Raw genomic sequence first — 18,366 nt, forward strand, 5'->3', positions numbered from 1 at the left:
CGGCCGTCGCCCCCGGCCGCCCCCACCCCCGGTACCGCCCACGGCTCCTGGACCCCCGCCACCGCGCCCCCGCCCCCCACGGCCCCGCCGGCCCCGGAGCCCGCGGACGGCCCCGCTCCCCGGTCCTCCCGCCTCGAACCGCCCGCGGGCCCGCCCCCGTCCCGCGCCCACGTGGGGTCCCGGCCGCCCACCTACGAGGCCGAGCCCACCGCCCTCCCGCAGGCCGACCCCGACGAGCTGGACGGCCTGGTCCCGGACACCGTCCTGGACGGCGCCCGCTACGGATCCTGCACCCTGCGCGCGGCCTCCGTGCGCGGGGACTCCGCGCGCTACCGGGGCGAACCCCGCCGCGACGCGCTGCTGACCGCCCGGTTCGGGACCGGGGAGCGGGCCCTGGTCCTCGTGGCGCTGGCGACCGGCGCGCGCTCCGCACCCGACGCCCACCGGGCCGCCGCCGAGGCCTGCCGGTGGATCGGCGCGGCGGTGGGCCGCAGCCACGCCCGCCTCGTCGACGACATCAGGGCCGCCCGGCGCGGCGACCTCAAGTCCGGCCTGCACCGCCTCACCGACCGCAGCCTCGGCAGACTCCGCGCCGGCGCCTCCGGACAGGGCCTCGAACCCGCCGCCCACCCGGCCGTCCTGCGCTGCCTCCTGCTGCCCGCCGACCCCGAGTGCCGCACCCGGGTCTTCTTCGGCGTCGGCCCCGGCGGGCTGTTCCGGCTGCGGGACGGCGCGTGGCGGGACATCGAGCCCGAGGTCACCGAGGCCAGGGGCGGACCCGTGGTCGGCTTCGGCTCGCCGCCCTCCGGGACCCCCGGGGGCGACCGGCTCACCACGGACCTGGGCGTCCCCACGCCCCCGAGCCCGTACGAGCCCGCCCCCGCACCGCCCCGCGAGCCCTTCCGCTTCCGCACCTCCCTGGCCCGCCCGGGGGACACCCTGCTGATGTGCGGCGCCGGCCTCGCCGGTCCCCTGCGCGGCGAGCGGGAGCTCCGGGCCCATCTGGCCGACCGGTGGTCCCGTCCCGAACCGCCCGGCCTCGCCGCGTTCCTCGCCGACACCCAGGTGCGGGTCAAGGGGTACGCCGACGACCGTACGGCCGTCGCCGTCTGGGAGGCGTGAGCGCGCGCCGTGTGAATTCATGGAAGCCGTCAGGCATCTTCGACACCCGAGGGGCAGACGGAAGCCATGGCCAAACAGAACATCGCGGAACAGTTCGTCGACATCCTCACCCGGGCCGGGGTCAAGCGCCTCTACGGCGTCGTCGGAGACAGCCTCAACCCCATCGTGGACGCCGTGCGCCGCAACTCCGCCATCGACTGGATCCACGTCCGGCACGAGGAGACCGCCGCCTTCGCCGCCGGCGCCGAGGCCCAGATCACCGGCAGGCTGGGCGCCTGCGCCGGCTCCTGCGGGCCCGGCAACCTCCACCTCATCAACGGCCTGTACGACGCCCACCGTTCCATGGCCCCGGTGCTCGCCCTCGCCTCCCACATCCCGTCCAGCGAGATCGGCCTCGGCTACTTCCAGGAGACCCACCCCGAGCAGCTGTTCCGCGAGTGCAGCCACTACAGCGAGATGATCTCCAGCCCGCAGCAGATGCCCCGGCTGCTGCAGACGGCCGTCCAGCACGCCGTCGGCCGCTCGGGCGTCAGCGTCGTCACCCTCCCGGGTGATATCGCCGACCACGCCGCCCCCGAGAAGCCCCTCGAGACCGCCCTCGTCACCTCCCGGCCCACGGTCCGCCCCGGCGACGCCGAGATCGACCGGCTCGTCGACATGATCGACGGGGCGGAGAAGGTCACCCTCTTCTGCGGCGCGGGCACCAAGGGCGCGCACGCCGAGGTCATGGAGTTCGCCCAGAAGATCAAGTCGCCGGTGGGACACGCCCTGCGCGGCAAGGAGTGGATCCAGTACGACAACCCGTACGACGTCGGCATGAGCGGACTGCTCGGCTACGGCGCCGCCTACGAGGCCACCCACGAGTGCGACCTGCTGATCCTGCTCGGCACCGACTTCCCGTACAACGCCTTCCTCCCCGACGACGTGAAGATCGTCCAGGTCGACGTGCGGCCCGAGAACCTCGGCCGGCGCTCCACGCTGGACCTCGCGGTGTGGGGCGACGTGAAGGAGACCCTGCGCTGTCTGACGCCGCGGGTCCGCACCAAGGAGAACCGGAAGTTCCTCGACCGGATGCTGAAGAAGCACGCGGACGCGCTGGAGGGGGTGGTGAAGGCGTACACCCGCAAGGTGGACAAGCACGTGCCGATCCACCCCGAGTACGCGGCCGCCGTCCTGGACGAGATCGCCGACGACGACGCCGTGTTCACCGTCGACACCGGGATGTGCAACGTCTGGGCCGCCCGCTACATCTCGCCCAACGGCCGCCGCCGGATCATCGGTTCGTTCACCCACGGCTCGATGGCGAACGCGGTGCCGATGGCGATCGGGGCGCAGTTCACCGACCGCGGCCGGCAGGTCGTGTCGATGTCCGGCGACGGCGGGTTCACCATGATGATGGGGGACTTCCTCACCCTGGTGCAGTACGACCTGCCGGTGAAGGTGGTCCTGTTCAACAACTCCTCGCTGAGCATGGTCGAGCTGGAGATGCTGGTCGCGGGGCTGCCCTCGCACGGCACCGCCATGAAGAACCCCGACTTCGCCGCCGTCGCCCGGGCGTGCGGCGCGTACGGGGTGCGGGTGGAGAAGCCGAAGGACCTGGCCGGGGCGCTGAAGTCCGCGTTCAAGCACAAGGGTCCGGCCCTCGTCGACGTCGTCACCGACCCCAACGCGCTCTCCATCCCGCCGAAGATCAGCAGGGAGATGGTGACCGGATTCGCCCTGTCCGCCTCCAAGATCGTGCTGGACGGCGGAGTCGGCCGGATGGTGCAGATGGCCCGGTCCAACCTGCGCAACGTGCCCCGGCCGTGACGCGGCCCGCCCGCTCGCGTGACCGTCGCACTTCGGCCAACTACGGTTCGTGACCGCCCGGCACGACTGGCGCACGGATGTCCGGGCAAGGATTCCCGTGAAGGTGTTCGAGCGACGGGGGAATCGACATCGGCACGCGGGCGGGGGTCATGAAGGGTCAGGCTTCGGCGGATCGGCTGAGGCGCACACTGGGGCGGGCGGACCTGCGGGCGGTGCCCGAGTCCCGCCGGGCGCTGCGGGAACTGCTCAGGCACTGGGGGACACCGGAGCGCTCCGAGGTCGCGGAACTGCTCACCAGCGAGCTCGTCACCAACGCGCTCGTCCACACCGGCGACGAAGCGGTCCTGACGGCCACCGTCGGACCCCGTGGACTGCGGGTGGAGGTGCGGGACTTCGTGGACCGGGAGCCCCGGCCGCGGAGGCCGAGCGTGGACGACGGCACGCACGGAAGGGGCCTGGTGCTGGTCGAGTCCCTCGCCGACGGATGGGGCGTCAGGAAGCACCGGGTGGGCAAGTCCGTCTGGTTCGAACTCGGCGCGGACGCGGCCTGAGGGGCTCCGGCCGCACCCCCCGGACCGCCGTCGTGCGTCAGCCGAACTGCTGCTCCAGGTCCTTGAGCTTGCGCTCCAGGGAGTCCAGGCGCGGCAGGGCCTGGGTGTCGTCCTCGGCGGTGAGGTCGACGGTCTTCGGGTCGGCGCCGGCGCGCACCGGCTGCAGGGAGGGACGCGCGCGGACGGACAGGGCCTCCGGCGCCGGTATGGCGGGCTCCGCTGAGACCGTCGCGGAGTCGCGTTCCACCGCGGGCGCCTCCAGTTCGCGTCCGCCCCGGCCCGCGAAACCGCGGTGGCCACGGCTGATCGCCTTCAGCCGGGCCCGCTCCACGCGCCGCTGGTCCCGCCTGCGCCGCTTCGCCTCGTCCTTGCGGATCCTGTCCTCGCGCACCTCCTCGACCGCCTCGTCGAGACTGCGCACGCCCTCCAGCAGCATCAGCGACCAGGCGCCGTAGGTCTCCCGCGGGGCGCGCAGCCAGCGGACGATACGGATCTGCGGCAACGGGCGGGGCACCAGACCCTGTTCGCGCAGGGCGGCCCGGCGGGTCTGCTTCAGCGCGCGGTCGAACAGGACCGCCGCGGACAGGGACATGCCCGCGAAGAAGTGCGGGGCCCCCGCGTGCCCGACGCCCCGGGGGGCGTGCACCCAGTTGAACCAGGCCGCGGCGAAGGCGAACGTCCACACGAGTATCCGCGAGCCGAGGGCCGCGTCGCCGTGGCTCGCCTCGCGCACCGCGAGCACCGAGCAGAACATCGCCGCGCCGTCCAGGCCGAAGGGGACGAGGTACTGCCAGCCGTCGGAGAGGCCGAGGTTCTGCTCGCCGAAGCCGACCAGCCCGTGGAAGGAGAGTGCGGCGGCCACCGCCGCACAGCAGAACAGCAGGACGTAGGAGACGGTGCCGTAGACGGCCTCCTTGCGCCTGCGGCGTTCCTCGCTGCGTTCCCACGAGTCGTCCGCGCCCGCGTTCTTGACCGGGGAGCGCTTCCCGCGCGCCAGCACCGCCACCGCCGTCAGCATGCCCAGGAGCAGTACCAGGCCCGGAAGCAGCCAGTTCAGCGATATGTCGGTCAGTCTCATCTGGGGGTCCCTTGCATGGGGATGGGGCGTGACGCCCGCCATAGTGGCCCAATCCCAGTGGCCCTCAAGGGGTTTCGGGGCAAGAGGACGCCAAGGGGGTGCGAGGGGGTGCGCGGGACGGAGTTCTGCTCGAACCCGCGTGTGCAAAAGGGGAGTTGAGTTCGAATGAGGCTGCCGGTGAGTGTGGTTCCGCGGAAGGTCCCCGCGGCGGGCGGGGGAGGCGTGAGCCCCCTGTGGCCCCCGCGGCGCACCGGCCGGGTGGTCTCTACGTCCCGGCCGGCGGCGCCGGTGTCCGGCGCCGGGTCAACCCGCCAGCGCGGCCACGGCGGTGGCCCGCCCGGCGGTCCGTTCGGTGGCACAGGTGCGCGGGCAGGTGGCGCAGATGTCCGCGGGGCGCAGGGTGTAGAACATGCAGCAGCTGACCCGGTCCCGGGTGGCCGGCTCCGGCCGTCCGTCGGGGCCGGTCGGCCGGCGGAAGGCCGCCGCGCCCACGTACGGCCGGGTCGCGCCCGGCAGCAGCAGCTCCAGCTCCCGCAGCCCGCGCTCCTCCTCGCCGAGCAGCTGGGAGACGTACCGCAGGCTCTCGACGATCTCGTCGGTCGCCATGCCCCACAGGGCCCGGCCGCGACGCCGCATCCGGGGGCCGAAGCCGGTCAGCACGGGTTCGAGGTGCTGGGCGACCGCCGCGCGCACCTCCGCCCGCAGGGCCTCCTCGTCGGGCACCACCCGGGCGCCGGGCAGCGCGGCGGCGGGGTCGCCGGGCAGGCAGGCGAAGCCGTCGGGCCGCACGGCCATGCGGCCCACGGCGAGGCCGGCGGCGGTGCGGTCGAACGAGACGTGCGTCACGGGGTAGCGCGGCACCCGGCGGTGCAGGAACCACGGCACGGTGATCAGCAGGCAGGCGGGCCAGGCGTAGCGGTGCAGGCCGAAGCTGGCGATCACGTCCGGCCGGCCCTGCTGCCCGTAGTCCCGCCGCACCTGGGTGTCGTCCCAGGCGAGGAACCGCTCCAGCTCGGCCCCGCCCTCGGCGAGCTCCGACGCGGAGACCCAGCCGCCGCCCCGGGGCGCCGTCTCGCCGGCGCCGAGTTCGGTGACGGCCAGGGCGGGGAAGGCCTCCGCCAGACGGGCGTACGCGTCCGCGACGGCCGAACCGGGCGCGGGCATGGGACCACCCCTTCACGTCTCGAAGAGCAGGGCAATAAAGGTAAGCCTCACCTTACCCAAGAACGGAAGGATGTGAACCGGCGCCCCCGGTGCGTTTAGGGTGCTTGACGGACAGGTGACAACCCGCCGTAATGACCCCAAGTACCGAAACGTCCGCAGGAGGGCCTTGTGAAGCAGGACACGCGGGGCTCCGCCGGGACGGGGGCCGCGGTGACCGGCCCGGCCCCCGTGGGGCGTCTTCGGGTGCCCGCCCAGCCGGCGGCCCAGGACGCCGGACGGGAGTGCGGCCGGGGCGACCGGTGCGACCGGCCGGACCGCGCCGGGAGCGGCGCCGCGCGCGGTGAGCACACCCACGGTGAGCACGCGCACGGTGAACCCGCCCTTCCGCGGCCCCGGCCCGCCGTTCAGCGGTCCTCCGTGCGCGGGCAGGTCCTCGACGCCCTGCGCACCGCGCTGGTGACGGGTGACCTGCGGCCCGGCGGGGTGTACTCGGCCCCCGCGCTGGCGGAGCGGTTCGGGGTCTCCGCCACGCCCGTCCGGGAGGCCATGCAGCAGCTCGCGCTGGAGGGTGCGGTCGAGGTCGTGCCGAACCGGGGGTTCCGGGTCGTCGAGCGGGGCGCGCGGGAGCTGGCCGAGCTCGCCGAGGTCCGGGCGCTGGTCGAGGTCCCGGTGATGATGCGGCTGGCGCGGTCCGTGCCGGCGGAGCGCTGGGCGGAGCTGCGGCCGCTCGCCGAGGCGACGGTGCGTGCGGCGTCCTCCGGGAGCCGGGCGACGTACGCGGAGGCGGACCGGGCCTTCCACCGGGCGGTGCTCGCGCTCGCCGGCAACGAGCAGCTGGTGCGGATCGCGGAGGATCTGCACCGGCGGGCGCAGTGGCCGCTGGTCGGGAGCGTTCCCGGTGTGCGGGGGCGGGCGGAGCTGGTGGCCGACGCCCATGAGCACACGGCGCTGCTGGACGCGTTGATCGCGGGGGATCTGGACGTGGTGCGGTCGCTGGTGGGGGAGCACTTCAACGGGGCGGTCTGAGGGCGGGGCGGTCCGAGGGGGCGGGTGCGGCGGCTGCGGGGGCGGTCCGCTCCCGCCGCCCCTTCCCTTCCCGGCCCGGGGGCTGCGCCCCCGGACCTCCCTTTCGGCCCCGGACGGGCCTCGTCCCCGAACGCCGGACGGGCCGGCGGGTGGGGCCCCGCCCCCGGGTGCCGGTCAGGCCGTGACCGGTCCCGGTGCCGGTGGGGCCAGCTGGCGGGCCAGCCAGGTGGGGACGCCGCCCAGGAGGCGGAAGAGACGGCGGGCCTCCTCGCGGAGGCGGGAGGCCTCCGGCTCCGTCTCCGTGTCGGCGAGGGAGACCAGGGCCGGGGCCGTGCCGACGAGGTAGCCCAACTCCTCGCGGATCCGCAGGGACTCGGCGAAGCCGCGCCGGGCCTCCGCCAACTCGCCCTCGCGCAGGGCGAGTCCGGCCAGGTGGCGCCAGGTGGCCGAGAGCAGCAGCGGGTCGGCGTGCGCGGTGGCGCCCGCGTGGGCGCGTCGGTACGCCGCCCGTGCCGCCTGCGGCGACCGGGTGAGGTTCTCCGCGATCAGCCCGCGCCGGAAGTCCAGCAGGGCCCGTCCCGCCGCTCCCGGGGCGATCAGCGCCGCCGCCCGGCCGAACGCGGCCCGCGCCTCGTCGGCGCGGTCGCGGACCTGGAACAGCGTGGCGGCGTAGGCCAGGTACCCGCGTTCACAAGCGGCGGCCCCCCGCTCGTCGTCGGAGCGGGCCGCCGCCTCCGCCGCGCGCAGCGCGTCCTCGGCCTCCTCCCATCCCGCCTCGGTGTACACGCACCGTTCCACCAGCAGGGCCGCCCGCTGCAACGCGGCCTCCGGGCCCGCCGGTTCGAGCAGGGCGGCCGCGTCGGCCCAGCAGGCACGGGAACGCAGCCGCCACACCGCCGTCTGGAGGGGATCGTCATCGGCGGTCGTTCCGTCACCGGACATGGCGGTATGCGCCACGTTGCCCTCCCCGAGCACGCCATCGAGCTGTTGAGTGGTGGCCGCATCTCAGCACGAACCACGGGGCCCGGCCAAGAGGGTGGGTGAAGGATTTCACAAAGTCCCGGATCACGGGCCCCGCTCGCGGGTCCGTGTCCCGGCGGGATCAGCTCATCCGCAGCGCCAGGAAGAAGTCCAGCTTGTCCTCCAGACGGGACAGGTCACGGCCCGTCAGCTGCTCGATGCGGCCGACGCGGTAGCGCAGCGTGTTGACGTGCAGGTGGAGACGGGACGCGCAGCGGGTCCAGGAGCCGTCGCAGTCGAGGAACGCCTCCAGGGTGGGGATCAGCTCGGCGCGGTGCCGGCGGTCGTAGTCCCGCAGCGGGTCGAGCAGCCGGGCGGTGAAGGCCCGTCGTACGTCGTCGGGGACGAAGGGCAGCAGCAGGACGTGCGAGGCCAGCTCCTGGTGGCCGGCCGCGCAGACCCGGCCCTGCCGGGCCGCGGCCACGCGCCGGGCGTGCCGCGCCTCCTCCAGCGCCCCGTGCAGCCCCTCCGCCGAGTGCACGGCGGCGGAGACGCCGAGGGTGAGCCGGCCGTCGTCGCGGAGACCGGCCGCGAGCGGGTCGCGCACGGCTTCCCCGAGCGCGTCGGCGAGGATCCCGGTGGCGGAGCCGTCGTGGTCGTCGCCCACCGCGGGCAGCGGCACGAGGGCGATCGCCTCGTCGCCGGTGTGGGCCACCGCGATCCGGTCGGGGTACCCGGCTCCCGTCGACGCCGGGTCGACCAGGATCTCCTCCAGCAGCGCCTGGGCGACCGGCCCGCCGTCGACCTCCCCGCCGTCCCAGTCGACGCGGGCCACCACGACCTGCCAGTGCGGCGCGCTCCCGAGGCCGGGCAGCAGCACCGGCGCGGCCACCCGCAGCCGCGCCGCGATCTCGGCGGGCGCGGCGCCCGTCTGCACCAGTTCCAGCACCTCCTGCGCGAGCCGGCGCCGCACCGTGCGCGCCGCGTCCCTGCGGTCCCGCTCGACGGCGATCAGCTGGGTGACGCCGTGCAGCAGGTCCAGCCGCTCCTCGGTCCAGTCCCCGGCGTCCGCCTCGACCGCCAGCACCCAGTCCGACAGCACGGTCTCGCGCACGTCGCGCGGCGCCGGCGCGGAACGTCCGCCGCCGCGCACCGGGAAGAGGCTGTACGTCGTCCGGCCCAGCGTGACCCGGTGCGGGCCGCGCCGTCCGGTGCGGGCGGCCGCCAGCTGCTCCGCGGCGAGCCGGGCGCACACCTCGGCGGGCGGCGCCGGTTCCGCGCCCCGTGCCCCGGCGGCCTTCGAGCCCGCGATCAGCCGGCCGGTGGGCGACAGCAGCCAGGCCCGCAGGTCCAGGTCGGAACCGAGCAGGTCCAGCACGACGTCGGGGCCGCCGCCCGCCGGACCGGAGGTCATCATCCGCCGGTGCCGGTCCACCACGGCCGCCAGGTCCCCGGCGCGTTCGCCGGACACCTGCCGCACGACGTGCTCGGTGACGGTCGCGAAGGCCACCGACTCGTGCACCGCGAACAACGGCAGCCGGTACCGCGCGCAGGCCGCGACCAGGTCCTCCGGCACGGCGCCCAGCTCCGCCGTACCGGCCGCGACGGCGGCCACCCCGGCCTGCGCCAGGATCCGTACGAACGGCTCGGAGTCCGCCGCGTCCCGGCGCCAGGCCAGGCCCGTGAGCACCAGCTCCCCGCCGGCGAGATAGCGGCTGGGGTCCCTCAGGTCGGTGGTCATCACCCCGCGCACACCGCGGTCCAGCTCGTCCTCGCCGCAGAGCAGCTCCAGGCCCAGCGCGTCGGTGTCCAGCAGTGCGCGCAGCCGCATTCTCGTCTCCGTCGTTTCTTGTCCCGATCCCTGCGATGGACCGGGAGGGATCTCCCGGTGGGGGCCCGTCGGGTGGCTGATCACTGATGTCGGCCGTGTCCTGGACCGTCTCCCCCGTTCCCGGGGGAAGGGGGGAGGGAAGGGATGACTTTCGTTCATACGAATCTACAAGATGACTTTGCTGGCCAGCCAACTCCTTCATGGCTTCCGTGACCGACCCCGCGGGGCGGGCGGCGGTGTACCGGGCCCGCTCCGGGCGGACCGCGGCGGTCCTCGCGGCCGTCCGCGACGCGACGGGCCCGGAACTCACCAGGGCCCCGGTGCGCCCGGAACACCTCACCGGGACCCCGTGACCCCCTGTGCCGTCCGGCGCCCGTGCGGCGGCGCCACCGCGGCCGAGGGGGCCGGGACATGCCGGACATCGCCGAGGAGCTGGACCGGTGGGTCGGACAGGGCCGTGACTCCGCGGTCGCCACCGTGGTCGCGGTCGGCGGCGGCGCGCCCCGCGGACCCGGCGCCGCGCTCGCGGTCGACGCCGCGGGGACGGCCGGCGGCCTGAGCGCCCCGGGCGGTCACGCCCGGCGCAGCAGCCGGTTCACCGCCCGCCCGAACACCCGGCGTCCCGCCCCTGCCAGGAGCACGTCGCAGAAGGAGGGCAGGAAGCGGACGCCGATCTCCTCCCGCCAGGTCACCCGCGCCCGGCCGCCCGGCCCCGGCCCCACCTCGATCTCCGCCCAGCCGGTGACGACCCGGCCGCGCTTCTCCAGCCGGCAGTACCCCGGGGAGCCGTCCTGCGGGGGCCGCCACACCGTCACGTCCATCGGGTCGTCGAAGGAGAGCGGGCCCAGGCCCGTGCGGGCGACGATCCTCGTGCCCGCGCCGGTGGGCGGGGGCGTGCGCACCGTCATCCGGGTCAGCGGGACCGCCTCCCCGTGGCGGGGCCACGTCGTGAGCCGGCGCCAGGCCTCGTCGGGGGAGAGGGGCGCCGTGCGCTGGAGCTGGAAGGTGGCCACGGGTGAATCCTAGGAAACCCGCCCGGCCCGTCGGCACGTCCGGGCACGGGTCACCCGTCCGGCCGGGTCCCGGGCGGCGCCGGTACTACCGGTACACCGCCCCGGGCTCCGCCTTCCCCGGGGCGAGCAGCTGGGGAACCGTCACGAACGCGTAGCCCCGCTTCCTCAGCTCGGCGATGACGCCGGGGACGGCCGGCACCGTGCCGTCGTAGAGGTCGTGGAGGAGGATGATGCCGTCGCGCGAGGACCGGTCCAGGACGCGACGGGTGATGAGGTCGGAGTCGGTCGTCGTGTAGTCCTTCGCGGTCACGCTCCACAGGACCTCCGAGAGGCCCAGCTCCCGGCTGATCCGGTGCACGGTGTCGTCGGTGCGGCCCTGCGGCGGCCGCATCAGGGTGGGGCGGCGGCCGGTGAGGCGTGCTATCTCCGCGTTGGTGCGCTCGAGCTCCTCGCGTATCCCGTCCGGCTCCAGCTCCGTCAGGCGGCGGTGGGTCCAGGTGTGGTTCGCCACCTCGTGCCCCTCGTCGGCCATCCGCCGGACCAGCTCCGGGTACCGGTCGATGTGCCGCCTGCCCATCAGGAAGAAGGTCGCCGGGACCCGCTCCTCCTTCAGGATGTCCAGCAGCCGCGCGGAGTGCTCGCTCGGCCCCGCGTCGAAGGTGAGCGCGATGCACCTGGCCCTGCGGCAGTCGACGGTGCCGAAGCGGGCCTGGGCGTCGGTGGCGCGGACGGTGCTGGGGGAGGTCGTCTCCAGCCGTGTGCAGCCGCTCAGCGCCAGCGTCAGAGCCGCGGCCGCCGCCGTGACCGCCACCGCTCGGAACGTGGTCCCCGTTTTCTTCGTCTTCCTGGTCGGAGAAGGCATGGGGGGACTGTACGTATCGTCTATACGCGGTATGTATAGTCCGTTTTGCGCGCCCTCGCGCAGGCGGGTGAGGGGGTGTGAGAGTCGTCACGGGGGCGTCCGCGCCGGTGCGGGAGGGGCCGCGGCGACCGGCCCCCGCGGCCCGCGGCCCCTCCTCCGCGTCACCCGTTCAGGCCCGCGCGGTTGCCCGGTGCCCGATCTCGGTTCATACAGGTTCATACCGGGATGGAACGGTGCGAGTTGTCTCCATGTGTTTGAGACAGCCGCGGGTGCGGCACCCGCAGCCCCGCAGTACTCACATGTCGCAGGACGGAGCGGACTCCCCATGCGCATCCTCGGCGGCGACACCCTGTCCCACGACCCCGTCGCCCCGGCCGCCCACGGCCGGACGGGGGCGGCGGCCGAGGGGGACCCCCACGCGGCCCGCCCCCACGCGGTGGGTGGGGGGAGGCCGCCCGGATGACCTCGTACGCCGTCGTGATCCCCACCCTGCTGCGGGACAGCCTCGCCGACTGCCTCGCCGCGCTGGCAGCGGCGCACGGGCCGCGCCCCGACGAGATCGTCCTCGTCGACGACCGGCCCGACCCCGATCCCGCACCCGACGCGTCGGCCCACGCCCTGGCCGTCCTCGGCGACCTGCGGGAACGCACCACCACCGTCGCCACCGGCGGCGGCCGGGGGCCCGCCGCCGCACGCAACGCCGGACTGCGCGCCGTCACCGCGCCCTGGGTGGTCTTCCTCGACGACGACGTCCAGGTGGGGCCGCACTGGTGCGCGCAGCTCGTCCGGGACCTCCGGGAGGCGACCCCCGACACCGCCGGCGTCCAGGGCGTCATCACCGTGCCGCTGCCCGGCGGGCGCCGCCCCACCGACCGGGAGCGCGACACCGCCGGGCTCGCCCGGGCCCACTGGATCGCCGCCGACATGGCCTACCGCACCGAGGCCCTCCGGCAGGCCGGCGGCTTCGACGAACGCTTCCCCCGCGCCTTCCGTGAGGACGCCGACCTCGCGCTGCGCCTCCTGGACGCCGGCTGGCGCATCCGCAAGGGCCGCCGCACCACGCTGCACCCGGTGCACCCCGCCTCCCGCTGGGCGTCGGTGGGACAGCAGCGCCGCAACGCCGACGACGCCCTGATGCGGCGGCTGCACGGCCCCGACTGGTGGGACAAGGCGGTCGCGCCGCGCGGCCGGATCCGCCGGCACGCCGCGATCACCGCCGCCGGCGCAGCCGCCTGCGCCCTCGCCGCGGCCGGACACCGCCGGGCGGCCGCCGCCTGCGCGCTCGGCTGGGCCGCCGGGACCGCCGAGTTCGCCCACGCCCGCATCGTGCCCGGGCCGCGCACCCGCGACGAGGTGGCGACCGTGCTGGCCACCAGCGTGGTCATCCCGCCCGCCGCGACCTGGTACCGGCTGGCCGGGGCCTGGCGCCACCGCCACGCCCCGGCCTGGCGGGAGGCGGCCCGGTGAGCCCGGTGCGGGCGGTGCTGTTCGACCGCGACGGCACGCTGGTCCACGACGTCCCCTACAACGCCGACCCCGGCCTGGTGCGGCCCGTCGCCGGCGCCCGCGAGGCGCTCGACGCGCTCCGTGCCCGCGGCATCCGCACCGGCGTCGTCACCAACCAGTCCGGCATCGCGCGCGGACTGCTCACCGAGGCCGACGCCCGCCGCGTCAACCACCGCGTCGACGAACTCCTCGGCCCCTTCGACGTCTGGGTCATGTGCCCGCACGGCCCCGACGACGGCTGCCCCTGCCGCAAACCCCGGCCGGGCATGATCCTGCGGGCCGCCGGCCGGGTCCGCGCGGACCCGGCCGACTGCGTCGTCATCGGTGACATCGGCGCCGACGTGGAGGCCGCCCGCCGGGCCGGCGCCCGCGCCGTCCTCGTCCCCACGCCGCAGACCCGCCCCGAGGAGACGGCCGCCGCGCCGCACGTGGCCCCGGACCTGGCGACGGCCGTGCGCCTGCTCCTCACCGCCCCGCCCTGGGACCGGCCGGACGCGGACGCCGACGGCACCGGGCGCCCGCCGCAGGGGAGGTCCGTGTGAAAGCCCTCGTCACCCGGCTCGACAGCTTCGGCGACGTACTGCTCGCCGGGCCCGCCGTGCGGGCCGTGGCCGCCCGGGCCGACACCGTGACCCTGCTGTGCGGGCCGCACGGGGCGCCCGCCGCGCGACTGCTGCCCGGCGTGGACGAGGTGCTGGTCTGGGACTCGCCGTGGACCGGGTTCGAGCCGCCCGAGGTCAGCCGGGAGGAGATCGACGCACTGGTCGACGCCGTCGACGCCGACAGCGCGCTGATCCTCACCTCCTTCCACCAGTCCCCGCTGCCCACCGCCCTGCTGCTGCGGCTGGCCGGCGTCCGCCTCATCGCCGCCGACAGCGAGGACCACCCCGGCTCCCTCCTGGACGTGCGCCACCACCGCGCCCCCCACGCCCACGAGGCCGAGGCCGCGCTGGACCTCGCCGAGGCCGCCGGATTCCCCCGGGTCGACGACGGACGGCTGCGGGTGCTCCCGCCGCCCGCGACCGGGGCGCTGACCGGCTTCGGGGAAGGGGAGTACGTCGTCGTCCACCCGGGCGCCAGCGTCCCCGCCCGCGCCTGGAGCCCCCGCCGCTGCGCCCAGGCGGTGCGCGGACTCACCGCCGCCGGACACCGGGTGGTCGTCACCGGCGGCGCCGGCGAGCGGGACCTGACCGCGTACGTCGCCGACGGCCGGGCCGTCGACCTCGGCGGCCGCACCGGGGCCGCCGAACTCGCCGGGGTGCTCGCCGGGGCCGCCTGCGTGGTCACCGGCAACACCGGTCCCGCCCATCTCGCCGCCGCCGTCGGCACCCCGGTGGTGTCCCTGTTCGCGCCGGTCGTCCCCGCCGAGCGCTGGCGGCCGTACGGGGTGCCGTACGTGCTGCTCGGCGACCAGGACGCGCCGTGCGCCGGGACCCGCGCCCGGCGCTGTCCCGTACCCGGCCACCCCTGTCTGGACACCGTGACCGCGCTCGACGTCGTCGCGGCGGTCGACAAGCTCATGGAGCCGGACGAGCTCATGGAGGTGACATGAGGATCCTGCTGTGGCACGTGCACGGGTCGTGGACCACGGCCTTCGTGCGGGGCCCGCACACCTACGTCGTCCCCGTCACCCCGGACCGCGGACCCGACGGGCTCGGCCGCGCCCGCACCTTCGACTGGCCCGACTCGGTCGTCGAGGTGCCCCCGGAGCGCCTGCGGGAGGAGGACATCGACGTCGTCGTCCTGCAACGGCCCCACGAACTCGCCCTGGTGGACCGGTGGCTGGGACGCCGTCCGCCCCTGGTCTACCTGGAGCACAACGCCCCGCACGGCGACGTGCCCGACACCCGCCACCCCGCCGCGGACGTCCCCGGCGTCACCCTCGTCCACGTCACCCACTTCAACCGCCTGATGTGGGACGACCGGGGCATCCCCACGACCGTCGTCGAGCACGGCATCGTCGACCCCGGACCGCTGTGGACCGGCGAACTCCCGCGCGCCGCCGTCGTCGTCAACGAGCCGGTGCGGCGCGGCCGCACCACCGGCACCGACCTGCTGCCGGCCTTCGCCGAGGTCGCCCCCCTCGACGTCTTCGGCATGCGGACCGAGGACCTCCCCGCCCACCTGGGCCTGCCCCCCGACCGCTGCCGCCCCCACGAACTGACGCAGGCGGAACTGCACGGGGCGCTGGCCCGCCGCCGGGTCTACGTCCACCCCGTGCGCTGGACCTCCCTCGGCCTGTCCCTGCTGGAGGCGATGCACCTCGGCATGCCCGTGGTCGCCCTCGCCACCACCGAGGTCACCGAGGCCGTACCGCCCGGCGCCGGTGTGGTCTCCAACCGCGTCGACGTGCTGACCGACGCCGTACGGGACTTCGTCGCCGACCCCGCGCACGCCCGCCGCGCCGGGGAACGCGCACGCGCCGCCGCGCTCGCCCGCTACGGGCTGTCCCGCTTCCTGGACGACTGGGAGCGGCTGCTGAAGGAGGTGACCTGGTGAGGGCCGCCACGGCGTCCGGGCACGCGGGCCCCCTCACCGCGCCCGGCCGGGCCGGGTGAGGAGCGGATGTCCACGGCCCCGCGCCCCCGGCTCCTGGTGCTGCGCGCCCTCGGGCTCGGCGACCTGCTCGCCGGGGTCCCCGCGCTGCGGGCGCTGCGACGGGGGTTCCCCGGACACGAACTCGTGCTGGCGGCGCCCGCCGGACTCACCCCGGTCGCCGGGGCCACCGGAGCGGTGGACCGGGTGCTGCCCGCCTCCGCGCCCGGCCGGGCCGTGCCCCGCACCCTCGACTGGACCGGCCCGCCCCCCGACCTCGCCGTGGACCTGCACGGCAACGGCCCGCCCAGCCACCGCCTCCTGCAGGGGCTGCGCCCCCCGCGGCTGCTGGCGTTCGCGCACCCCGCGACCCCGGAGATCGAGGGCCCGCCCTGGTACGCGGACGAACACGAACGGGACCGCTGGTGCCGGCTGCTCCGCTGGTACGGCGTCGGCGCCGACCCCGCCGACCTGCTGCTGCCCCGCCCGGCCGCCGCGTCCCCGGCCCCCGGCGCCGTCGTCCTGCACCCCGGCGCGGGAGCGCCCGCGCGGTGCTGGCCCGTGGAGCGGTACGCGGCCGTCGCCGTGGCCCTGCGCGAGCGCGGGCTGCGGGTGGTGGTCACCGGGGGAGCCGACGAGGACGACCTGGTGGCGCGGCTCGCCAAGCAGGCCCGGCTGCCCGACGCCGACGTCCTCGCCGGCGGCCCGCCCTTCGACCGGCTCTCCGCGCTCGTCGCCGGCGCCCGCGCCGTCGTCAGCGGCGACACCGGCGTCGCCCACCTGGCGGTCGCCCACGCCACCCCCACCGTCACCCTCTTCGGCCCGGTCCCGCCCACCCGGTGGGGCCCGCCCGCGCACCCCCGCCACATCGCCCTGTGGCACGGCCCGGAGGGCGACCCCCACGGCCGCCGCCCCGACCCGGCCCTGCTGCGGATCACCCCCGAGGAGGTCCTGCACGCCTTCGGCCGGCTGCCCGCCGGCCGGCCCCCGGAGAGGGGGCTCCCCTCGTGACCGCCCCGGCCCCGGCGCGGGGCCGGCCCGCGCAAGGGAGGACGCACCATGACCGGTCACCCACGGCTCGGCGTCGTCATCGCCACCCGCGACCGCCGCGAGCGGCTCGCCGTCACCCTCCGGCAGCTGCGCCGCCTGCCCGAGCGGCCCGAGATCCTCGTCGCCGACAACGCCTCCACCGACGGCACCCGCGCCATGGTCGCCCGGGACTTCCCCGGGGTGCGGGTGCTGGCGCTGCCCGTCAACCACGGCGCCCTCGCCCGCAACCACGGGGCCCGCGCCCTCGACACCCCGTACGTGGCGTTCAGCGACGACGACTCCTGGTGGGCGCCCGGGGCCCTCGGCCGGGCGGCCGAGCTGTTCGACGCCCATCCCCGGCTCGGTCTGATCGCCGGCCGCACCCTCGTCGGCCCGGCCGCCGACCCCGATCCGCTCAACGACCTCCTCGCCGGCTCCCCCCTCGGCCGGGCCGCCGATCTCCCGGGCACCCAGGTGCTCGGCTTCCTCGCCTGCGGCGCCGTCGTCCGCCGCAGCGCCTTCCTCGACGCCGGCGGCTTCCACCGGCTGCTGTTCTTCGGCGGCGAGGAGACCCTGCTCGCCTACGACCTGGCCGCACGCGGCTGGGGCGTCACCCACTGCCCCGACGTCGTCGCCCACCACCACCCGGCCCCCGCGGCCCGCCCCGGCCGCCCGGCGGTCCAGCGCCGCAACGCGCTGCTGACCGCCTGGCTGCGCCGCCCCGTCGGGTACGCCCTCGCCCGCACCGGGGCCCTCGCCGCCGAGGCGCGCGGCGACGACCAGGCCCGGCGCGCCCTGCGGGAGGCCCTCGCCCGTCTGCCGGCGGCGCTGCGCGAGCGCAGGCCGCTGCCCCCGCACGTGGAGCGGGCCGCCCGCCTGCTGGAACCGGAAGGGACGACCGGATGACCGACCCCCGTACGACCGTCGTCGTCATCACCCACAACCGGCGCGCCGAACTGCTGCGCACCCTCGGCGAACTCGCCGGACTCCCCGAGCGGCCCCCGGTGATCGTCACCGACAACGGCTCCGCCGACGGCACCGCGGAGGCCGTCGCCCGCCACCACCCGGAGGTCCGGCTGCTGTGTCCCGGCCGCAACCTCGGCGCCGTCGGCCGCAACCTCGCCGTGCGCCACGTCCGCACCCCGTACGTCGCCTTCTGCGACGACGACTCCTGGTGGTCGCCCGGCTCCCTCGCCGGCGCCGCCGACCTGCTCGACCGGCACCCCGCGCTCGGCTCGGTCACGGCGCGGATCATCGTCGAGCCGGACGGCACCGACGACCCGATCGTCCGCGAGCTGCGCGACTCGCCCGTCCCCGGCCCGCCCTGGCTGCCCGGCCCGGCCCTCGGCTCCTTCCTGGCCGCGGCGACCGTCCTGCGCACCGACGCCTTCCGCACCGCGGGCGGCTTCCACCCGCGTCTGTGGCTCGGCGGCGAGGAGGAGCTGCTCGCCGCCGACCTGGCGGCCGACGGCTGGTGGCTCACCTACGCCGGTCACCTGACGGTCCACCACCAGGCCTCGGCCGCGCGCGACGCCACCCTGCGCCGGGTGCACGGCATCCGCAACACCCTCTGGTTCACCTGGCTGCGGCGTCCGGTCCGCCCCGCCCTGCGCCGCACCCTGGACCTGGCCCGCACCGTCCCCCGCGACACCGCCTCCCTGCGCGCCTTCGCCGAGGCGGCCGCCGCCCTGCCCTGGGTCCTGCGCGAACGCCGGGTCCTGCCCGCCGAGGTCGAGTCCCGCCTCCGTCTCCTGGAACCCGTCCAGCGCACCTCCACGGCCCGCCGTTACACCGGCTGAACCCGCGCGCACCGGGGCCGCCCGCCACCACCGGCGGGCGGCCCCGGCGAGCGGGCGAGCCCCCGTCACTCAGCACCGCCA

Annotated in this window: 19 protein-coding genes and 1 pseudogene; 14 read left to right on the forward strand and 6 right to left on the reverse strand. The window is 76.2% G+C overall.

Features of this window, described 5'->3' with window-relative positions; genetic code table 11:
• From ABTY20_RS31855 to ABTY20_RS31865, 3 genes are all read left to right on the forward strand, one after another.
• Positions 1–1,122: protein phosphatase 2C domain-containing protein (locus tag ABTY20_RS31855; RefSeq protein ID WP_352000622.1), on the forward strand; the 1,122-nt coding region annotated here is incomplete at its 5' end.
• Positions 1,123–1,188: 66 nt separating this feature from the next.
• Positions 1,189–2,931, forward strand: a complete 1,743-nt coding sequence (locus tag ABTY20_RS31860; RefSeq protein WP_352000623.1) for a pyruvate dehydrogenase — start codon at positions 1,189–1,191, stop codon at positions 2,929–2,931.
• Positions 2,932–3,080: 149 nt separating this feature from the next.
• Positions 3,081–3,482 carry an ATP-binding protein gene (locus ABTY20_RS31865; RefSeq protein WP_352000624.1) on the forward strand — a complete coding sequence of 134 codons (402 nt, stop codon included), beginning with the start codon at positions 3,081–3,083 and terminating at the stop codon, positions 3,480–3,482.
• 37 nt (positions 3,483–3,519) lie between these two features.
• Here the strand turns inward: ABTY20_RS31865 and ABTY20_RS31870 are convergent, their stop codons facing one another.
• Together ABTY20_RS31870 and ABTY20_RS31875 are read right to left on the reverse strand one after the other, a co-directional pair.
• On the reverse strand, positions 3,520–4,560 hold the full coding sequence (locus ABTY20_RS31870; protein WP_352000625.1) for a DUF2637 domain-containing protein: 1,041 nt from the start codon (positions 4,558–4,560) through the stop codon (positions 3,520–3,522).
• A gap of 303 nt (positions 4,561–4,863) precedes the next feature.
• Positions 4,864–5,724, reverse strand: a complete 861-nt coding sequence (locus ABTY20_RS31875; protein ID WP_352000626.1) for a (2Fe-2S)-binding protein — start codon at positions 5,722–5,724, stop codon at positions 4,864–4,866.
• 168 nt (positions 5,725–5,892) lie between these two features.
• On the opposite strand from ABTY20_RS31875, the gene ABTY20_RS31880 reads away from it, so the two are divergent.
• On the forward strand, positions 5,893–6,750 hold the full coding sequence (locus ABTY20_RS31880) for a GntR family transcriptional regulator (protein WP_352000627.1): 858 nt from the start codon (positions 5,893–5,895) through the stop codon (positions 6,748–6,750).
• A 174-nt stretch (positions 6,751–6,924) separates the two neighbouring features.
• Here the strand turns inward: ABTY20_RS31880 and ABTY20_RS31885 are convergent, their stop codons facing one another.
• Both ABTY20_RS31885 and ABTY20_RS31890 read right to left on the reverse strand, forming a co-directional pair.
• Positions 6,925–7,692, reverse strand: a complete 768-nt coding sequence (locus tag ABTY20_RS31885) for a hypothetical protein (protein ID WP_352000640.1) — start codon at positions 7,690–7,692, stop codon at positions 6,925–6,927.
• Between the two features lie 160 nt (positions 7,693–7,852).
• A complete protein-coding gene (locus ABTY20_RS31890) occupies positions 7,853–9,541 on the reverse strand; it encodes a PucR family transcriptional regulator (RefSeq protein WP_352000628.1) in 1,689 nt (562 codons plus the stop codon).
• Positions 9,542–9,750: 209 nt separating this feature from the next.
• On the opposite strand from ABTY20_RS31890, the gene ABTY20_RS31895 reads away from it, so the two are divergent.
• Positions 9,751–9,894, forward strand: a complete 144-nt coding sequence (locus tag ABTY20_RS31895; RefSeq protein ID WP_352000629.1) for a hypothetical protein — start codon at positions 9,751–9,753, stop codon at positions 9,892–9,894.
• A 58-nt stretch (positions 9,895–9,952) separates the two neighbouring features.
• Positions 9,953–10,114 (forward strand): annotated as a pseudogene (locus ABTY20_RS31900) (XdhC family protein); the annotation flags it as partial.
• Here ABTY20_RS31900 and ABTY20_RS31905 read toward each other — a convergent pair.
• Both ABTY20_RS31905 and ABTY20_RS31910 read right to left on the reverse strand, forming a co-directional pair.
• Positions 10,114–10,554 carry an SRPBCC family protein gene (locus ABTY20_RS31905; RefSeq protein ID WP_352000630.1) on the reverse strand — a complete coding sequence of 147 codons (441 nt, stop codon included), beginning with the start codon at positions 10,552–10,554 and terminating at the stop codon, positions 10,114–10,116. The pseudogene ABTY20_RS31900 and the gene ABTY20_RS31905 sit on opposite strands and share 1 nt — an antisense overlap.
• 85 nt (positions 10,555–10,639) lie before the next feature.
• Positions 10,640–11,416: a polysaccharide deacetylase family protein gene (locus ABTY20_RS31910; RefSeq protein WP_352000631.1), complete on the reverse strand. Its 777-nt coding sequence runs from the start codon at positions 11,414–11,416 to the stop codon at positions 10,640–10,642.
• Positions 11,417–11,741: 325 nt separating this feature from the next.
• On the opposite strand from ABTY20_RS31910, the gene ABTY20_RS31915 reads away from it, so the two are divergent.
• The 8 genes from ABTY20_RS31915 (at position 11,742) to ABTY20_RS31950 (ending at position 18,285) form a co-directional block, all read left to right on the forward strand.
• Positions 11,742–11,879, forward strand: a complete 138-nt coding sequence (locus ABTY20_RS31915) for a hypothetical protein (RefSeq protein ID WP_352000632.1) — start codon at positions 11,742–11,744, stop codon at positions 11,877–11,879.
• On the forward strand, positions 11,876–12,883 hold the full coding sequence (locus tag ABTY20_RS31920) for a glycosyltransferase family 2 protein (RefSeq protein ID WP_352000633.1): 1,008 nt from the start codon (positions 11,876–11,878) through the stop codon (positions 12,881–12,883). The genes ABTY20_RS31915 and ABTY20_RS31920 overlap by 4 nt, the downstream gene beginning before the upstream one ends.
• A complete protein-coding gene (locus ABTY20_RS31925; protein WP_352000634.1) occupies positions 12,880–13,464 on the forward strand; it encodes a D-glycero-alpha-D-manno-heptose-1,7-bisphosphate 7-phosphatase in 585 nt (194 codons plus the stop codon). The genes ABTY20_RS31920 and ABTY20_RS31925 overlap by 4 nt, the downstream gene beginning before the upstream one ends.
• Complete coding sequence (locus tag ABTY20_RS31930; protein ID WP_352000635.1) at positions 13,461–14,474, forward strand: glycosyltransferase family 9 protein; 1,014 nt, start codon at positions 13,461–13,463, stop codon at positions 14,472–14,474. The genes ABTY20_RS31925 and ABTY20_RS31930 overlap by 4 nt, the downstream gene beginning before the upstream one ends.
• Positions 14,471–15,421 (forward strand): glycosyltransferase, encoded by a 951-nt coding sequence (locus tag ABTY20_RS31935; RefSeq protein WP_352000636.1) that lies wholly within the window; start codon positions 14,471–14,473, stop codon positions 15,419–15,421. The genes ABTY20_RS31930 and ABTY20_RS31935 overlap by 4 nt, the downstream gene beginning before the upstream one ends.
• Positions 15,422–15,487: 66 nt before the next feature.
• A complete protein-coding gene (locus tag ABTY20_RS31940; protein ID WP_352000637.1) occupies positions 15,488–16,468 on the forward strand; it encodes a glycosyltransferase family 9 protein in 981 nt (326 codons plus the stop codon).
• Positions 16,469–16,516: 48 nt separating this feature from the next.
• Positions 16,517–17,392: a glycosyltransferase family 2 protein gene (locus ABTY20_RS31945; RefSeq protein WP_352000638.1), complete on the forward strand. Its 876-nt coding sequence runs from the start codon at positions 16,517–16,519 to the stop codon at positions 17,390–17,392.
• Positions 17,389–18,285 (forward strand): glycosyltransferase family 2 protein, encoded by an 897-nt coding sequence (locus ABTY20_RS31950; RefSeq protein ID WP_352000639.1) that lies wholly within the window; start codon positions 17,389–17,391, stop codon positions 18,283–18,285. Before ABTY20_RS31945 ends, ABTY20_RS31950 begins: the two co-directional genes overlap by 4 nt.
• The last annotated feature ends 81 nt before the right edge of the window (positions 18,286–18,366 follow it).

The sequence above is a fragment of the Streptomyces sp. NPDC126497 genome (genome assembly GCF_040302425.1).
Classification (GTDB): domain Bacteria; phylum Actinomycetota; class Actinomycetes; order Streptomycetales; family Streptomycetaceae; genus Streptomyces.